15 protein-coding genes are annotated in these 16,435 nt (G+C 44.4%); 13 read left to right on the top strand and 2 right to left on the bottom strand.

What is annotated here, in order from left to right; all coding sequences use genetic code 11:
* The first annotated feature begins 27 nt into the window (after positions 1 to 27).
* The 8 genes from NW213_RS14760 to NW213_RS14725 all read left to right on the top strand — a co-directional run bounded on the left by NW213_RS14760 (position 28) and on the right by NW213_RS14725 (position 10,256).
* Entirely contained in the window at positions 28 to 693 is a 666-nt protein-coding gene (locus NW213_RS14760) for an ABC transporter ATP-binding protein (RefSeq protein ID WP_154044892.1), read from the top strand.
* Between the two features lie 19 nt (positions 694 to 712).
* The gene (locus NW213_RS14755; protein WP_258323252.1) at positions 713 to 2,029 is read left to right on the top strand and encodes an ABC transporter permease; all 1,317 of its coding nucleotides are present in this window, start codon (positions 713 to 715) and stop codon (positions 2,027 to 2,029) included.
* Positions 2,030 to 2,034: 5 nt separating this feature from the next.
* Positions 2,035 to 3,333 carry an ABC transporter permease gene (locus NW213_RS14750; RefSeq protein ID WP_258323251.1) on the top strand — a complete coding sequence of 433 codons (1,299 nt, stop codon included), beginning with the start codon at positions 2,035 to 2,037 and terminating at the stop codon, positions 3,331 to 3,333.
* 57 nt (positions 3,334 to 3,390) lie between these two features.
* Positions 3,391 to 4,710, top strand: a complete 1,320-nt coding sequence (locus tag NW213_RS14745; protein ID WP_258323250.1) for an ABC transporter permease — start codon at positions 3,391 to 3,393, stop codon at positions 4,708 to 4,710.
* 4 nt (positions 4,711 to 4,714) lie between these two features.
* The gene (locus NW213_RS14740; protein ID WP_258323249.1) at positions 4,715 to 6,016 is read left to right on the top strand and encodes an ABC transporter permease; all 1,302 of its coding nucleotides are present in this window, start codon (positions 4,715 to 4,717) and stop codon (positions 6,014 to 6,016) included.
* A 76-nt stretch (positions 6,017 to 6,092) separates the two neighbouring features.
* Positions 6,093 to 7,541, top strand: a complete 1,449-nt coding sequence (locus NW213_RS14735; RefSeq protein ID WP_375338160.1) for a TolC family protein — start codon at positions 6,093 to 6,095, stop codon at positions 7,539 to 7,541.
* 40 nt (positions 7,542 to 7,581) lie between these two features.
* Complete coding sequence (locus NW213_RS14730) at positions 7,582 to 8,937, top strand: sigma-54 dependent transcriptional regulator (protein ID WP_258323247.1); 1,356 nt, start codon at positions 7,582 to 7,584, stop codon at positions 8,935 to 8,937.
* Positions 8,938 to 8,948: 11 nt separating this feature from the next.
* Positions 8,949 to 10,256, top strand: coding sequence for a PAS domain-containing sensor histidine kinase (locus NW213_RS14725; RefSeq protein ID WP_258323246.1), 1,308 nt, complete (start codon positions 8,949 to 8,951; stop codon positions 10,254 to 10,256).
* A 56-nt stretch (positions 10,257 to 10,312) separates the two neighbouring features.
* Here NW213_RS14725 and NW213_RS14720 read toward each other — a convergent pair whose 3' ends face one another.
* On the bottom strand, positions 10,313 to 11,317 hold the full coding sequence (locus NW213_RS14720) for an aldo/keto reductase (RefSeq protein ID WP_258323245.1): 1,005 nt from the start codon (positions 11,315 to 11,317) through the stop codon (positions 10,313 to 10,315).
* Between the two features lie 131 nt (positions 11,318 to 11,448).
* Here NW213_RS14720 and NW213_RS14715 point away from each other — a divergent pair, with 131 nt between their 5' ends.
* The 5 genes from NW213_RS14715 to NW213_RS14695 all read left to right on the top strand — a co-directional run bounded on the left by NW213_RS14715 (position 11,449) and on the right by NW213_RS14695 (position 14,652).
* Positions 11,449 to 12,678 carry a 3-phosphoshikimate 1-carboxyvinyltransferase gene (locus NW213_RS14715; RefSeq protein WP_258323244.1) on the top strand — a complete coding sequence of 410 codons (1,230 nt, stop codon included), beginning with the start codon at positions 11,449 to 11,451 and terminating at the stop codon, positions 12,676 to 12,678.
* 4 nt (positions 12,679 to 12,682) lie between these two features.
* On the top strand, positions 12,683 to 13,102 hold the full coding sequence (locus NW213_RS14710) for a phospholipase (protein WP_258323243.1): 420 nt from the start codon (positions 12,683 to 12,685) through the stop codon (positions 13,100 to 13,102).
* 83 nt (positions 13,103 to 13,185) lie between these two features.
* Complete coding sequence (locus NW213_RS14705) at positions 13,186 to 14,019, top strand: metal ABC transporter permease (RefSeq protein ID WP_258323242.1); 834 nt, start codon at positions 13,186 to 13,188, stop codon at positions 14,017 to 14,019.
* Positions 14,003 to 14,425, top strand: a complete 423-nt coding sequence (gene tsaE, locus NW213_RS14700; RefSeq protein ID WP_235325696.1) for a tRNA (adenosine(37)-N6)-threonylcarbamoyltransferase complex ATPase subunit type 1 TsaE — start codon at positions 14,003 to 14,005, stop codon at positions 14,423 to 14,425. The genes NW213_RS14705 and tsaE overlap by 17 nt, the downstream gene beginning before the upstream one ends.
* A gap of 2 nt (positions 14,426 to 14,427) precedes the next feature.
* A complete protein-coding gene (locus NW213_RS14695; RefSeq protein WP_204401853.1) occupies positions 14,428 to 14,652 on the top strand; it encodes an immunity 17 family protein in 225 nt (74 codons plus the stop codon).
* Positions 14,653 to 14,779: 127 nt separating this feature from the next.
* Here NW213_RS14695 and NW213_RS14690 read toward each other — a convergent pair whose 3' ends face one another.
* Positions 14,780 to 16,435: an AMP-binding protein gene (locus tag NW213_RS14690; protein ID WP_204507794.1), complete on the bottom strand. Its 1,656-nt coding sequence runs from the start codon at positions 16,433 to 16,435 to the stop codon at positions 14,780 to 14,782.

Genomic DNA, 16,435 nt, shown 5'->3' with positions numbered 1-16,435 from the left:
ACAATTAAATTATAACAGACTATGAACATGATTGAACTGACAGGGATCAACAAGATTTACCGTACTAACGAAATAGAGACACAGGCTTTGGAAAATGTAAACCTGAATGTGGAAAAAGGTGAGTTTCTCAGTATTATGGGGCCTTCCGGTTGTGGAAAATCAACATTGCTGAACATTATGGGACTGCTGGATGCTCCTACAAGCGGAACTATTAAAATAGCAGGAACAGTAGTAGAAGGGATGAAAGACAAGGAACTGGCTGCTTTCCGCAATAAGAACCTGGGATTTGTATTCCAGTCGTTCCATCTTATCAATTCATTGAATGTGATTGACAATGTGGAACTTCCGCTCCTGTACAGAAACGTATCGGCAAAAGAACGCAGACAACTGGCAGAAGAGGTTCTGAAGAAGGTAGGACTGAGCCACCGTATGCGACACATGCCTTCACAACTATCCGGCGGTCAGTGCCAGCGTGTTGCGATAGCACGCGCAATTATCGGAAATCCGGAAATCATACTTGCCGACGAGCCGACAGGTAATCTGGATTCAAAAATGGGTGCTGAAGTTATGGAACTGTTGCATCAGCTCAATAAGGAAGACGGACGCACGATAGTGATGGTTACACACAACGAAGAACAGGCCAAACAGACTTCAAGAACAGTACGTTTCTTCGACGGACGTCAGATAGGATAAAATATCAAGAAACTTCTATATGATAAAAACATACTTTAAACAAGCCATTGAATTGATGAGGCAGAACCGCCTATTCAGTACTCTTTACATAGTTGGTACGGGGCTGTCTATCGCCATGACGGTGATTGTAGCGGTTGTCTATTATGTAAAATTGGCACCTATATATCCGGAGGTTAACCGGAGAGATACGTATTACCTGTCGGGAACGTCTTTCGAGCGGAATAAGGACGGACGTTTTCAGTCGTGGAGTTATTCTTACTCGTACAGGGCATTACAAGAGTGGTTTTATCCGTTGAAAAATGCCCGTGAGGTGAGTGCTTCAACTTTCGGAGCTGTGAAGTACATTCAGCCTTCCGACCGTAGCGGTGATTTCCCGGTGAACATTGTAGAAACCGATCCGGCTTATTTTCGGATTTATGCTTTCCACTTTTTCGATGGACAGCCTTTCACTCAGTCTGATTTGGAAAGTGGCATTCGAAAAGCTGTTATTACCGACAAGTTGGCGCGTCGTCTGTTTGGAAAGGAGAACGGAGTTGTCGGATATCAGTTTCTGCTGAATTACGAGACCTATCAAGTATGTGGAGTGGTTCGTGGCGCCAGTCATCTGACAAACCGCTCGTATGCGGACCTGTATGTGCCTTATAGTACGATGGAAGGGTATCGTGATGCAGCTTATCCAGAAGTCCCTTATTGTGGTCCTTTTCAGGTGACGGTATTGGTGGAAGACGGAAAGCAAGGTAAGGCCCTGTGTGAAGAAGTTCACGAGATTGTGCGCAAGCAGAATCTGTTGCACGAGGCCGATGGTCTAAAAATGAACATAGATGAAGATCCGGTTTCCCATCTGCATGCGTCTTTGATGATGTCAGTCGGTGGAGAAGGCAACTGGTGGAGAGCAGTCCGCTATCTATTGTTCATCTTGTTAATTCTGTTGCTGGTGCCTGCATTGAACTTGAGTGGACTGATAGCCAGCCGCATGGAAAGCCGTTTGCCTGAAATGGGGATTCGCAAGGTGTTTGGAGGAAGAAGGAACGAACTGCTCTCACAAGTACTTTGGGAGAATTTCATGTTGACTTTGGCCGGTGGAGTACTGGGAATGGCGATAGCTTGGATTGCTTTGTATGGTTGTCGGGAATGGGTATTCCGTGTATTCGATCGTTATGCATCGCTGATACCTGAAGGAACAGATGTCTATGTATCAGGTGAAATGCTGTTTGCCCCTTCTGTCTTTCTTATAACCTTACTGTTCTGTTTGGTACTGAACATACTTTCAGCCCTCATTCCGGCATGGTTGTCTCTGCGTAATCCGATTATGAATTCACTTTATGAAAAAAGATAAAAGCTATGTTTAGACTTATTCTTAAGACATTATGGTTCCGTCGGCTTCGCTACGGTTGGTTAATGGCAGAATTGATTATTGTGTGTATTGTCTCATGGGTGATATTTGACCCTGTACTGGTTGTGACGCATGACCGTATGATTCCTTTGGGGTATGATGCCGATCGTCTCTGTTTGGTGTCGTTGAATGTATTCCGCCCCAATGCTCCCGGATTCGACAGACAGGCCACAGATTCGGCTTCCCTGGTAAGGGCTTACGATAATCTGGTACAGAGAGTGCGTAACTATCCAGAGGTAAAACATGCAACTCCTATTTTAGGGTGGCTTTATCCTAACTCACAAGGACAAGGAATTACGACACGTATGCCTGTAGGAGATACCATTCCTTGTCGGATGCGTTACATAGAGTTTTTGCCTCATACACAGTTTTTCGAAACGTATGGCTTTCGTCCGGGCAAGGGAATGACATTGGAAGAACTTTCAGATTATCCATACAAGGATGGTGACTTGGTACTTTCGGAAAATACGCTGGAAACATTCTTTCATACAGACAATCCTCAGGGATGCCGCTTTTGGCAAATTAGTAGTAAAGATACACTATATACGAATGTAGTAGGTACTACAGGTACTTTCCGTATGTATAGTGACTGGCAACCCATACCTGTGACTTTTGTTCCAATGAATTCCATTGACTTGAGTTATTTTCCTAATGATGTAAAAATATTGGTTCGACTGGAAGAAGGGGTTAGCATGGATCGGTTCTTGCACCGGTTTCATCCGTGGATGGTGCGTGAACTGCGTGCCGGTAATTTGTATGCACAGAAGGTAGAGTCTTATCAGCAATTGATAACCAAACGCGAGTATAATACGGGAACGATGACACTTTATCAGCGAAATGTGGCGATGGCGGTGTTCTTCCTTATCAATTTGTGTCTGGGTGTGTCTGGAACATTTTGGGTGCAGACTCGCAATCGTCGTGAAGAAGTTGGGGTTATGTTATCTTACGGTGCTACGCGGAGAGACATTGTTCGTTTCCTGTTGGGTGAAGGAATTATGCTTACTACAGCTTCTACCCTGATAGGATGTCTGTTTTATTTGCAATATGCTATCAGTGAAGGATTGGCTCAAGGACAGACAGGTATGGAAACGACTGATTCTTATTGGGTTCATAACTTCTGGCAACACTTCTTTATCGTTTCGTTCATCATTTACCTGATTCTATTAGTTGTAGTGTTGGTCGGCATTTATATTCCCGCCCGGAAAATAAGTGCCATTTCGCCTACGGAGGCTTTACGTGATGAATGAAACCGTACGTTTCTTTGACGGACGTCAGATAGGATAAAAAGATTTAAAGATTTATATATGATAAAAACATACTTTAAACAAGCTATTGAATTGACGAGGCAAGACCGCCTCTTCAGTACTCTTTACATTACAGGAACAGGCCTTGCAATTGCAATGACGGTTATCATGGCTGTGATTTACTATGTAAAGCTGGCACCGGTGTATCCAGAAGAAAACCGAAGCAACACTTTATATTTGACCAATGCCTTGTTTCATTCGGAAAAAGAGAAATCCAACTTGAATGCAGGCCTAAGTTATCGCGCCTTACAGGAATGGATATATCCTCTAAAAAACGTTGTAGCGGTTTCAGCCCATTTGGGAAGTGGTATGTCTGGAGCCGGATATATCCAGCCAGCTGACCGTAGCGGAGATTTTCGCCCGGCATTAAAGCTGGTGGATCCTGCTTTCTTCCGTATCTACCCATTGCGTTTTGTAGATGGCAACCCATTCACTGATTCTGATTTGGAAAGCGGCATACGTACAGCTGTCATATCGGATGATCTAGCCCGACGACTTTTCGGAAGCACAAAGGAAGTAGTGGGACGTTCGTTCACACTTGACTATATTGACTATCGTGTGTGTGGAGTTGTCCGTGGAGCAAGCTACCTTACAAATGAATCGTACGCACAGGTATATCTTCCCTACTCGGTTATTCCGAATTATAAGAAACCACTCACCGAAAGGTTTCCTTATTGCGGTCAATACAACATTACTTTCCTTGTTAAAGATGATGCTCAGGCTGATGCCCTACGTGCCGAAATAAAGGAACTGACAAGGCGTGTAAACCTGGAATACAAGGATTCCTGGAGTATAGATTTGTGGGAACAACCTACTTCACATTTTGTAAGTGTTTTTCAGGAAATTCCATCAGATGTCAGATTCAGTTTCTGGAAATCGGCAGGATATCTTATAGTCGTGGTATTAGTATTGCTGTTGGTACCTGCCCTGAACCTGAGCGGACTCATTGCCAGCCGTATGGAAAGCCGTCTGCCGGAGATGGGTGTCCGCAAGTCATTCGGAGCCAACAAAGGCGCACTTCTGTCGCAGGTTATGTGGGAAAATCTCTTCCTTACCATAGCAGGCGGCATTATAGGACTGATAGTGGCATGGACAACCGTCTATCTGGGACGTGAATGGATTTTCACCCTACTCAGCGACTGGCCGACAGCCACTCCTGAAGGCGCAAATCTATATGTGTCCGGCGAAATGCTTTTCGCACCTGCAGTGTTTGGCATAGCCTTTCTGCTCTGCCTTTTGCTGAACCTTCTGTCAGCATTACTCCCGGCATGGATGTCGCTCCGTAAACCTATTGTATATTCTCTTTACGAAAAAAGATAATATTATGCTAAAACTTATACTTAAGAACTTATGGTCCCGTCGCCGTAACAACGGTTGGCTTATGGCTGAACTGATATTGGTAGCTGTACTTTCGTGGATTATATTCGACCCAGTAATCGTTGTTACATACGACCGTCAACGTCCACTTGGTTATGACGCAGACCGGCTATGCATGGTATCAGTAGCCATGCTCCAGCCACAAGCCCCCGGCTATGATCCCCAAGGCGCGGATTCTGCTTCTCTGATGCAAGCATACATGAATATTGTTGAACGTACACGGCAGCATCCGGATGTAAAGAATGCCACTCCTATGGTTTCTTTCGCATATCCATGCTCAATAGGAAGCAGTAGCTCAGTTCTGACAGCAGAAGGTGATTCTACAGATTTCAACATCATGAATATTTACTTCTGGCCACATACCGATTTCTTTGAGACATACGGTTTCAAGCGTGGAGAAGGCAGCATGACAGTGAACCAACTTTCCGACTATACTTATAATGAGTCCGATATAATACTGACAGAGGATGCTTTGGAAGGCATGTTTCACACCAATACCTATAACAGGCAGCGCTGTTGGGAGGCAGAGGGAAAAGATACCATCTATATGTCTGTTGTGGGTACTGTAAAACCTTTCAAATATGCCAATGACCTTCGTCCTTTACCGACAGTCTTCATTCCTGAAAGTCATCCCGATATTCTTGATAATCTGGAAGACATGCATATTGTGGCCCGTATAAAAGACGGAGTCAGCATGGAACGCTTCCTTCATGATTTCAAGCCATGGATGCTTCGTGAGATGCGGGCGGGCAATCTTTATGCACGTGACCTTCAATCGTATGATGATCTTATTGCGGATAGCGAATTTTACAGCAGCACTTCACTATATCGCCGAAATCTGAGTGTAGCGATGTTCTTCCTTATCAATCTTTGCCTCGGTGTAATAGGTACTTTCTGGCTACAGACACGTACACGACGTGAAGAAATCGGGGTGATGCTGTCATATGGAGCTACACCACACAACATCCGACGGCTACTGCTTGGCGAAGGTGTGGTACTGACAACTATAGCTACATTTATAGGATGCATAATATATATGCAATATGGTCTCAGTGAAGGGCTACATGAGGTAAGCAGCTATATTAAGGTCATTACACAACCTTGTTGGATTGACAATTTCGGGCAACACTTCCTTATAGTGTCATTCATCATCTATCTCATCCTGCTTCTGGTAGTACTGACAGGTATCTATATTCCGGCACATAGGATAAGTAATATTGCCCCGACTGAAGCATTGCACGATGAATAAACATTATTAAGAATTCTATTATACAGGATTTATGAAACGAACTGTTATACTTATTTGCTCTCTAATCTCTCTTAATATGGCGCTTGCAGCCGGAGAAACAGATTCTCCGGTGCAGCGACGCGCCATCTCACTGGACGAGGCTATCACATTGGCACGTGTACAGAGTGTGGATGCTGCAGTGGCTTTGAACGAACTGAAGACAGCCTATTGGGAATATCGTACGTTCCGTGCCGACCTGCTGCCTGAGATAAACTTTTCTGCAAATCTGCCTTCGTACAACAAGAACTACAACTCCTACCAGCAGGAAGACGGTTCATATACATTTGTCAGAAACAACTATATGCAGATGAACGGACAGCTTTCCATCGACCAGAACATCTGGTTTACGGGAGGTAAACTGTCATTGAACACTTCACTCGATTTTCTGCGTCAGATGGACGGAACAGTAGGAAACCGATTTATGTCCGTCCCTCTCGCACTTACTTTGAGCCAGCCTATTTTCGGAGTGAATAACATAAAGTGGAACCGCCGTATAGAACCGGTACGCTATGCCGAAGCCAAAGCTGCTTTCCTAAGTGCAACCGAGGAAGTAACAATGACAACCATAAATCATTTCTTTAACCTGCTGCTGGCAAAGGAAAATGTAATGATAGCGCGTCAGAACCTTGCCAATGCCGAAAAGCTTCACGAAGTGGCAAAGGCAAAACGCCGTATGGGACAGATTAGCGAGAATGATTTGCTGCAACTGGAACTGAATGTACTCGATGCCCGCTCTACCCTGACTTCAAACGAAAGTTCGTTGAAAAGCTGCATGTTTACCTTACGTTCTTTCCTTGCCCTAAGTGAAGATGAGGAACTCGAACCGATAGTCCCCGATTCAGTACCGGACGTGCGTTTAGACTATGATGACGTACTACAGAAAGCTCTTGCCAATAACTCTTTCGCCCATAACATACGCCGCAGACAACTGGAGGCCGATTATGAAGTGGCAAAGGCAAAAGGGAATATGCGTGAAATTACCCTCTTCGCTCAGGTAGGTTTCACCGGTACGGACAACCGTTTCGACAGCGCCTACCGCCGTTTGAAAGACAATCAGGTAGTAGAAGTAGGATTCAAGATTCCAATACTGGACTGGGGAAAGCGTCGCGGACAGGTAAAAGTGGCACAGAGCAACCGCGAAGTGACAGAAAGTAAACTGCGTCAGGAATCCATGAACTTCAACCAAAATATCTTTATACTGGTTGAGCAGTTCAACAACCAGCAGACACAGCTTCATCTGGCAGATGAGGCTGATCAGATAGCAAGAAAACGCTATCACACCAATGTAGAGACTTTCATGATAGGAAAGATTTCCACACTCGACCTGAACGACTCGCAAAGCCAGAAGGATGAGGCACGCCGCAAGCATATCAACGAACTGTTTTATTACTGGTATTATTATTATCAATTGCGCAGTCTGACACTTTGGGATTTCGCGACGAACACCGGAATTGATGCCGACTTCGAAAAGATTGTCAGAAGATAAAACCACAGATTAAAGGAATTATATTTACTTTTGCAGAGTTATGATACTGATAATTGATGATGATAGTGCAATACGTTCCTCGCTCAGTTTCATGCTGAAGCGGGCAAAGTACGATGTCCTGGCTGTTTCCGGTCCTAAAGAGGCTATAGAAACAGTCCGTTCCGTTACACCACAACTTATTCTGATGGATATGAATTTCAGTCTTTCCACCAATGGCGAGGAAGGACTGATACTGCTCAGGCAGGTCAAGCTGTTCTGCCCTGATGTTCCTGTAATATTGATGACAGCGTGGGGAAGTATCCCGCTGGCAGTACAGGGTATGCAGGCAGGAGCTTTCGACTTTATCACAAAGCCATGGAATAACGCCGCCCTTATGCAACGCATAGAAACAGCTTTGGAACTGACATCAAAAGACAAGTCTGCAGATACTGTTTTAACTGACGATGACGGATTCGACCGCAGTCATATCATAGGCAAGAGCAAGGCATTGCTTGATGTTCTTACTACAGTAAAAAGAGTGGCTCGTACCGGTGCATCGGTACTGGTAACGGGCGAAAGCGGAACAGGCAAGGAACTTATTGCCGAGGCCGTACATCTGAACAGTCCGCGCAGGAACAAGCCGTTTGTAAAAGTCAATCTTGGAGGTATCTCACAGACTCTTTTCGAAAGCGAGATGTTCGGACATAAGAAAGGAGCGTTCACCGATGCCGTAACGGACCGTAAAGGACGTTTCGAACTGGCGGACAAGGGAACAATCTTCCTCGATGAAATAGGCGAGCTGGATCTGTCATGTCAGGTCAAGTTGCTCCGTGTCCTACAGGAGCAGACATTCGAACCTCTTGGCGAAAGCCGCCCGCGGAAGGTAGATGTGAGAGTGGTTTGCGCCACGAATGCCAACCTCGAACAGATGGTGCGTGAACACACATTCCGTGAAGACCTTTTCTATCGTATAAATCTGATAACTGTACATCTTCCGGCATTGCGCGAACGCAGGGAAGATATCCCATTGCTTGCACGTCATTTTGCCGACAGCCGCTGCAAAGCCGACGGACTTTCTCATGTTGAATTGACTGACGATGCTTTGGATTATCTGAGCCATCTGCCCTACCCCGGAAACATACGTGAGCTGAAAAATCTGGTAGAACGTACATTACTGGTATGCGGCAAGCAGCTGCTTACAGCAGATGACTTCAAGGCACAGTATCATCCGGCTTCTACTACATCCGTAACTGAAAACCTGCAAGGTCTGACATTGGAGGAACTGGAGAAACGTACTATCATGCAGGCACTTGAAGCACACGGCAATAATCTTTCGCAAGTTGCCCTTTCATTAGGTATCAGCCGCGCGGCTCTATACCGCCGTCTGGAAAAATACGGCATTTCGTTCAATGACTAAATCAAATAAGGATGAAACTGAAAAACCTGTTCTTTCTGCTGGCTATATTACTGATGTTTGCATGGGGTATCCTGTTCTTCTTCACTTTAAAAGAAAAGGTAACACTCCACTATGTAGGCGAGGCTATTATAACGCTCAGCCTTATTGTCCTAATTTATTTCTACCGCAAAGTGGTAAAACCTCTGGACAGTATAGCCAACGGAATGGATTTGCTTCGCGAACAGGATTTCAGCAGCCGTCTCGCTCCTGTAAGACAGGCTGAAGCAGACCGTATAGTAGATATGTTCAACAGGATGATGGACCAGTTGAAAAACGAACGTTTAAGACTCCGCGAACAGAATTACTTCCTTGATTTGCTTATCAATGTTTCCCCGATGGGAGTTATCATACTCGATTTCGACGGAAAGATTTCCATGATTAATGCTGCCGCACTACGCTTTCTGGGATACACATCGGCAAACGAACTGACAGGAAAAGAGTTCAAGAACCTGGAATGTCCGCTGGCTGAAGAGATAGACCGGTTGCCCAAAGATACAACAGACACTATCCGCCTGAGCGACTCGATGATTTACCGCTGCTCACGGCTTTCGTTTGTTGACAGAGGATTCGCACACCCCTTTGTTCTGATAGAAAGTCTGACTGCCGAAGTGGTTAAAGCCGAAAAGAAGGCATACGAGAAGGTTATCCGCATGATAGCCCACGAAGTAAACAATACCACGGCCGGTATTACTTCCACGCTGGAAACTGCAAGCGAGGCACTGAAAGAGATGGAAGATACGGAAGACATACAGGAAGTTATGAAGGTATGTGTGGAACGCTGTTATGGCATGAGCAGCTTCATAACCAATTTTGCAAACGTGGTAAAGATACCTGAGCCAAACCTTGAACAGGTACGGCTGAACGACAGAGTTTCAGCCTGCCGCATGTTTATGGAGACTGTCTGCCGCGACCGTAAAATAACTCTCCACAACGAGCTTTGTCCGGAAAATCCTGTTGTAAAAATAGATACAGTACTGTTCGAACAGGTACTGGTCAATATAATAAAGAATGCCGCTGAAAGTATCGGCGAATGTGGCGACATATACATCCGTACTACGGATTCACCCGTAACGCTCGAAATAGCAGATACAGGTAAGGGTATCAGCCGGGAAGTGGAAGCCAAACTTTTCAGCCCTTTCTTCTCCACAAAACCGAACGGCCAGGGTATCGGTCTGATATTCATCCGCGAGGTATTGACCAAACACGGATGCACCTTCTCCCTGCGAACCTATTCCGACGGACTGACACGTTTCCGCATCTCTTTCCCCAATATACAATAAAAAAGTAGTATAGCACACATTGGTACTATACTACCTCCATATATAGTCTGTTAAAATCAACCTTTTATAATCTCATCAATACGTTTGAGTTCAACCTCATCGAACGATGTGTTGTTCAAAGCCTTGATATTATCGGACAGCTGCTCCACTAAACTTGCGCCTACAATCACGGATGTCACCTTATTATCCTTCAGCAACCATGCCAATGACATTTCGGCAAGAGTCTGTCCACGCTCCAACGCAATACGGTTCAATTCAGATATCTTCGCCAACATCTCAGGAGTGAGCGCTTCTTTTTTCAGGAATCCACCTCTTGCTATTCTCGAATCATCAGGTATGCCATTGAGATATCTGTCTGTCAGCAAGCCTTGGGCAAGTGGAGAGAAAGCTATAAAGCCAACACCTGTATTATAAGCTTCATCCAGAATACCTTCTTCCTCGGGCTCACGGTTTATAATATTATATCTGCCCTGATACAACAGACACGGAACTTTTTCGGACTTCAGATATTCGTATGCGAACCTGGCCTTGTCGGCAGGATATTTTGATATTCCGACATATAATGCCTTTCCCATTCTCACAATATCAACAAGCGCCTGCAATGTTTCCTCCAACGGAGTCTCAGGGTCATACCTGTGGGAATAGAAAATATCGACATATTCGAGGTTCATCCGTTTAAGGCTCTGGTTAAGGCTGGCAAAAAGATATTTCCTCGAGCCCCACTCTCCGTACGGTCCGGGCCACATATCATGTCCGGCTTTGGTAGAAATAAAGAGTTCGTCACGATACGGAGCGAATGATGTCTTCATTATATGTCCGAAGGTCTCTTCCGCCGAACCGTACGAAGGTCCGTAGTTATTGGCCAAATCTATATGGGTTATACCATTATCGAAAGCAAAATGCAACTTTTTACGACTGTTTGACAATGTATCCACATCGCCGAAGTTATGCCACAATCCTAATGAAATCTCAGGGAGAAGAATTCCACTCTTACCGCATCGGCGATACTTCATCTTCCCTTCATATCTGTCGGGAGCTGCAGAATATACCGGTTCTATCATAATTATACTAGATTTATGTATTTGAGTTAATATGCTACAAAGATAAAAATATTATATGAAACTCCTTTCCATCAAAAAAACAAATAAATACATTATCTTTGCAATCTAAACGAACACTGAAAGATTACAATATGGGTAGAATAAAAGTTTCAGCACCTGAAAATATAAATACAAACATACTTTTACCGTCGTCAAAGAGTATATGCAACAGGGCTCTTATCATTAAAGCACTGTCAAAACATGACGGGAAAATAGAGAACTTGTCCGAATGCGACGACACTTTCGTAATGGTGCGCGCGCTTAGTGAAATGACCGACACCATAGACATCATGGCGGCAGGTACAGCCATGAGATTTCTTACCGCATATCTTTCTGTTACAGAAGGCGAACATATCATTACGGGAACTGAAAGAATGAGACAGCGCCCGATTAAAATACTGGTGGATGCCTTGAGAAGCCTCGGAGCGGACATTGAATATACAGAGAAAGAAGGTTTTCCTCCACTGAAAATCAGAGGAAAAGAACTTAGCGGAAATGTTATCTCACTGCCGGGTGACATCAGCTCGCAATACATATCCGCTCTTATGATGATAGGTCCGACTCTTAAAAACGGACTTACTCTCAACCTGACCGGCAACATCGTTTCAAAACCATATATCAATCTTACAATCCGGATAATGAAAGAGTTCGGAGCTGATGCCGTATGGGCAGACGAACACACTATATGCATAAGCAACTATACTTACAAACCTACTCCATACTATGTGGAAAGCGACTGGAGCGCAGCTTCTTACTGGTATGAGATGACAGCCTTGTCGGACAACGCCCGCGTGGAACTTCCGGGACTTTTCGAAAAAAGTTTCCAGGGTGACTCCAAAGTGGCAGAACTGTTTGAGCAACTGGGTGTAACAACAGAATATGGAGACAAGAATGTAGTTCTGACCAAAAGCGGAAAGGTTACCGACAGAATGGAATACGATTTCGTAAACCAGCCGGACCTGGCACAGACATTCGTAGTGACCTGTTGCATGATGGGAATACCGTTCCGCTTCAGTGGTCTGCAAAGTCTCAAGATAAAAGAGACAGACCGAATGGCTGCACTTATAAACGAGATGAAGAAACTGGGATACGTAATATCGGAAAGCGACGGTTCGGTACTGTCATGGGATGGAGAAAGATGCGAAGCTGACATAAACCCTGCCATAGACACATACGAAGACCACAGAATGGCAATGGCATTCGCACCGGCAGCACTGAAGCTGAAGGACATCAGAATAAACAATCCGCAAGTGGTATCAAAATCTTATCCCGGATTCTGGAAAGATTTGACCAAGGCAGGTTTCAACATAATGGAGGAATAAAGACATGTGGATACTCGTTTTAGCACTCATCGGTGTTGCGCTGTTCGGACTTATCGCCGGATACTTCTATAACCGCAACATCCAGAAAAAAATAGAAAAAGGAGAAATAACCGAAGAGCCGCAAGTGGTTGAGGTGGACAGCGAATGCTGCGGTCAGCATGAGACATGCGAGAAAGACAGTCTTCTGGCAGCAGTAAGCAAGTCGATAGAATACTACGATGACGAAGAGCTGGACCGTTTCAAAGGACGCACATCGGACAGCTACACAGAGGAAGAGATAGAAGAATTCAGAGATATTCTTTACTCCACCCAGGAAGTAGAGGTGGCAGGATGGTGCCGAAGCCTGCAACTGCGAGGCATTGAACTGCCAAACGAGCTAAAGGACGAGCTGTTCCTGATTGTGGGAGAAAGAAGAATACATTGATTGTTAGTTTGTCAGTTTATTAGTTTGTTTATGCAATCTAATAAGCCCAAAAACTCAAGAACTTAAAAACTCAAAAACTCAAAATGACCGATTTCATAGAACTGTTCCAATATACATTTTTCCAGAATGCACTGCTGGGAAGCCTTTTTGCAAGTATTGCCTGTGGAATAATAGGCACATACATCGTGACAAGACGCCTGGTCTTCATCAGCGGAGGAATAACCCATGCTTCATTCGGAGGAATAGGAATAGGACTATACACAGGTATTTCGCCGCTGCTTACAGCTGCCATATTCTCTGTGTTGTCGGCATTCGGAGTGGAATGGCTAAGCAAAAGAAGCGACATGCGGGAAGACTCCGCTATCGCCGTGTTCTGGACTTTCGGTATGGCAGTGGGAATTATCTTCAGTTTTCTCGCTCCGGGATTTACGCCTGAACTTTCTTCATTCCTCTTTGGAAACATTCTGACCATTACTCCGGGGGATATCATACTGCTTGGCATAATAAGTCTAGCACTTGCCGTATTCTTTGCAATATTCCTTAGACCTATAGTATCAATAGCATTCGACAGAGAATTTGCACGTTCGCAACGCTTGCCTGTAACCCTGTTCGAATATACGCTGATGATGTTCATTGCACTGACCATAGTGGCTTGCCTTAGAATGATAGGCATAGTTCTTGTCATCTCATTGCTTACACTGCCACAGATGACAGCAAATCTTTTCACTAACAGTTTCAAGAAGATTATCTGGCTCTCAATTCTCATAGGCTATATCAGCTGTCTTGGCGGTCTGATACTGTCATATCAGCTTCAGGTGCCCTCAGGAGCATCAATTATATTTACTTCTATAGTGATCTATGCTATAGCTAAGCTTAAAAACTCAATAAACTCATATAATTATGGAAATAAAGATTAATTCACTGGAACAGATCCATGAAGCAGCGAAACAATTCATTGCTGAAATGGGCGACAATACAGTCTTTGCTTTCTACGGCAAGATGGGTGCAGGTAAGACTACATTCATAAAGGCTGTGTGTGAAGAACTTGGAGTGACTGACGTTATAAACTCACCTACTTTTGCTATCGTAAACGAATACCGTTCTGAAACTGCAGGCGAACTGATTTATCACTTCGACTTCTACAGAATAAAGAAACTGGAAGAAGTTTACGACATGGGATATGAGGATTATTTCTATAGCGGCGCACTCTGCTTCATAGAATGGCCTGAACTGATAGAGGACGTGCTTCCGGGTAATACCGTAAACGTATATATAGAAGAGACAGAGGACGGAACACGTACCGTACGTTTCGAAGCTGAATAACGATGATTGCACACTACATAATACAGTCGGTATTTGTACTGGTAGGGATTTTGTCTCTCATGGCATCAGTCTTTAACTGGGAATGGTTCTTCACAGCACAGAACTCCCAGTTCATAGTGAGAGCCCTCGGGAGAAACAAATCCAGAATATTCTATGCAATACTTGGTTTGGCTATGATTGCGGCAGGGATATATTTCTTTCTGTCCGTACGCGAAGCCTACAAATAGACAATCATTCTTTTACATAATCAAAAAAACAGCCGGTCAGGAAAAATCCCAACCGGCTGTTTTTTCATAAAATAATATTGTATTCCGAGAAAAGTTTCAGATTTATATTCAGGACTTTAATCTACAGTTACTGATTATCTTTCTGACGGATTTCCACACGACGGATCTTTCCGCTGATAGTCTTTGGAAGTTCATCCACAAACTCTATCACACGAGGATATTTGTATGGAGCGGTAACACGCTTCACGTGATCCTGAAGTTCCTTAATCAAAGCATCGCCTGCCTTATCCTTATAATCCTTGGCAAGGATAATTGTAGCCTTGACCACCTGTCCGCGGATTTCGTCAGGTACACCTGTTATGGCACATTCAACTACGGCCGGGTGTGTCATCAACGCACTTTCCACTTCGAACGGGCCTATACGGTAACCGGAACTCTTGATTACATCGTCCGCACGACCAACAAACCAGTAATATCCGTCTTCATCACGCCATGCCACGTCGCCAGTGTAATAAACGCCGTCGTGCCAAGCCTCGTGTGTAAGTTCAGGAGCACGATAATATTCCTTGAACAATCCCAGTGGCTTGCCATGGTTTGTACGTACCACAATCTGTCCCTGCTCGCCATCTTCGGCACTGCGTCCGTCAGGCTTGATAAGGTCTATCTCATACTGAGGATTAGGCACACCCATACTTCCCGGTTTCGGTTCCATCCATGGGAATGTGGCAAGTGTAAGTGTTGTTTCTGTCTGTCCGAAACCTTCCATCAGACGTATTCCTGTTATCTTGAGGAATGTTTCATATACAGAGTAGTTCAAAGCCTCACCGGCTGTAGTACAGTATTCCAATGATGAAAGATCGTACTTGGACAGGTCTTCACGGATGAGGAAACGGTATATTGTAGGAGGCGCACAAAGAGATGTGATATGATAGTCGTGTATCTTCTGAAGAATATCTGCAGGAGTGAACTTCTCATGATCATATACGAAGACTGTTGCACCTGCTATCATCTGTCCGTACAATTTTCCCCAAACAGCCTTACCCCAGCCTGTATCGGCAATAGTAAGATGAAGACTGTCCTTATGAAGATTATGCCAGAAACTTCCTGTAACGATATGTCCCAACGGATAAGTGAAGTCATGTGCCACCATCTTAGGTTCGCCTGTGGTACCGGATGTGAAATACATCAATGATATATCGTCGTTGGTATTTACATGCTCAGGACGGACAAAAGGAGCCGCATTATCTATTCCCTTATGGAAATCAAGGAAGCCTTCAGGTATGTCAGGACCTATGCTAACGAGTTTCTCTACTGTAGGAGACTCAGGCATTGCATCTATCACATGTTTTGTAATCACTTCTTCGCCCGCCATTACAATCATCTTGATAGATGCAGCATTGCAGCGATAAACAATATCTTTTTTGGTAAGAAGGTGTGTAGCAGGAATTACAACAGCACCTAATTTGTGAAGAGCAATAATGGAATACCAGAACTCATAACGGCGTTTCAGGATAAGCATAACCTTGTCGCCATGACCGATACCGAGACTCTGAAAGTAAGATGCAGTCTGGTCAGTATATTTCTTGAGGTCGGCATACGAAAAATGAATGCACGCACCTTTATCGTTTGTCCATAATATCGCTTCTTTTTCCGGGTCTTCGGCAGCCCACGCATCTACTACATCGTAGCCGAAATTGAAATTTTCAGGAACTTCTATCTTGAAGTTCTTTATAAAATCCTCCTGTGAGGTAAAATGTGTCTGTTTTACAAATCTCTCTAACAT

Source organism: Bacteroides sp. ET336 (assembly GCF_024733815.1).
GTDB lineage: Bacteria > Bacteroidota > Bacteroidia > Bacteroidales > Bacteroidaceae > Phocaeicola > Phocaeicola cellulolyticus.
This window is presented reverse-complemented; position numbering and strand designations above follow the sequence as displayed.

Excerpts from the sequence above, each read along its gene's own strand:
- NW213_RS14725 (WP_258323246.1), top strand. The coding sequence starts at position 8,949 with ATGAAACTGAAAAACCTGTTCTTTCTGCTGGCTATATTACTGATGTTT.
- NW213_RS14710 (WP_258323243.1), top strand. The coding sequence starts at position 12,683 with ATGTGGATACTCGTTTTAGCACTCATCGGTGTTGCGCTGTTCGGACTT.
- NW213_RS14705 (WP_258323242.1), top strand. The coding sequence starts at position 13,186 with ATGACCGATTTCATAGAACTGTTCCAATATACATTTTTCCAGAATGCA.
- NW213_RS14745 (WP_258323250.1), top strand. The coding sequence starts at position 3,391 with ATGATAAAAACATACTTTAAACAAGCTATTGAATTGACGAGGCAAGAC.
- NW213_RS14730 (WP_258323247.1), top strand. The coding sequence starts at position 7,582 with ATGATACTGATAATTGATGATGATAGTGCAATACGTTCCTCGCTCAGT.
- NW213_RS14750 (WP_258323251.1), top strand. The coding sequence starts at position 2,035 with ATGTTTAGACTTATTCTTAAGACATTATGGTTCCGTCGGCTTCGCTAC.
- NW213_RS14715 (WP_258323244.1), top strand. The coding sequence starts at position 11,449 with ATGGGTAGAATAAAAGTTTCAGCACCTGAAAATATAAATACAAACATA.
- NW213_RS14695 (WP_204401853.1), top strand. The coding sequence starts at position 14,428 with ATGATTGCACACTACATAATACAGTCGGTATTTGTACTGGTAGGGATT.
- NW213_RS14755 (WP_258323252.1), top strand. The coding sequence starts at position 713 with ATGATAAAAACATACTTTAAACAAGCCATTGAATTGATGAGGCAGAAC.
- NW213_RS14760 (WP_154044892.1), top strand. The coding sequence starts at position 28 with ATGATTGAACTGACAGGGATCAACAAGATTTACCGTACTAACGAAATA.
- NW213_RS14735 (WP_375338160.1), top strand. The coding sequence starts at position 6,093 with ATGGCGCTTGCAGCCGGAGAAACAGATTCTCCGGTGCAGCGACGCGCC.
- NW213_RS14740 (WP_258323249.1), top strand. The coding sequence starts at position 4,715 with ATGCTAAAACTTATACTTAAGAACTTATGGTCCCGTCGCCGTAACAAC.
- tsaE (WP_235325696.1), top strand. The coding sequence starts at position 14,003 with ATGGAAATAAAGATTAATTCACTGGAACAGATCCATGAAGCAGCGAAA.
- NW213_RS14690 (WP_204507794.1), bottom strand. The coding sequence starts at position 16,435 with ATGTTAGAGAGATTTGTAAAACAGACACATTTTACCTCACAGGAGGAT.
- NW213_RS14720 (WP_258323245.1), bottom strand. The coding sequence starts at position 11,317 with ATGATAGAACCGGTATATTCTGCAGCTCCCGACAGATATGAAGGGAAG.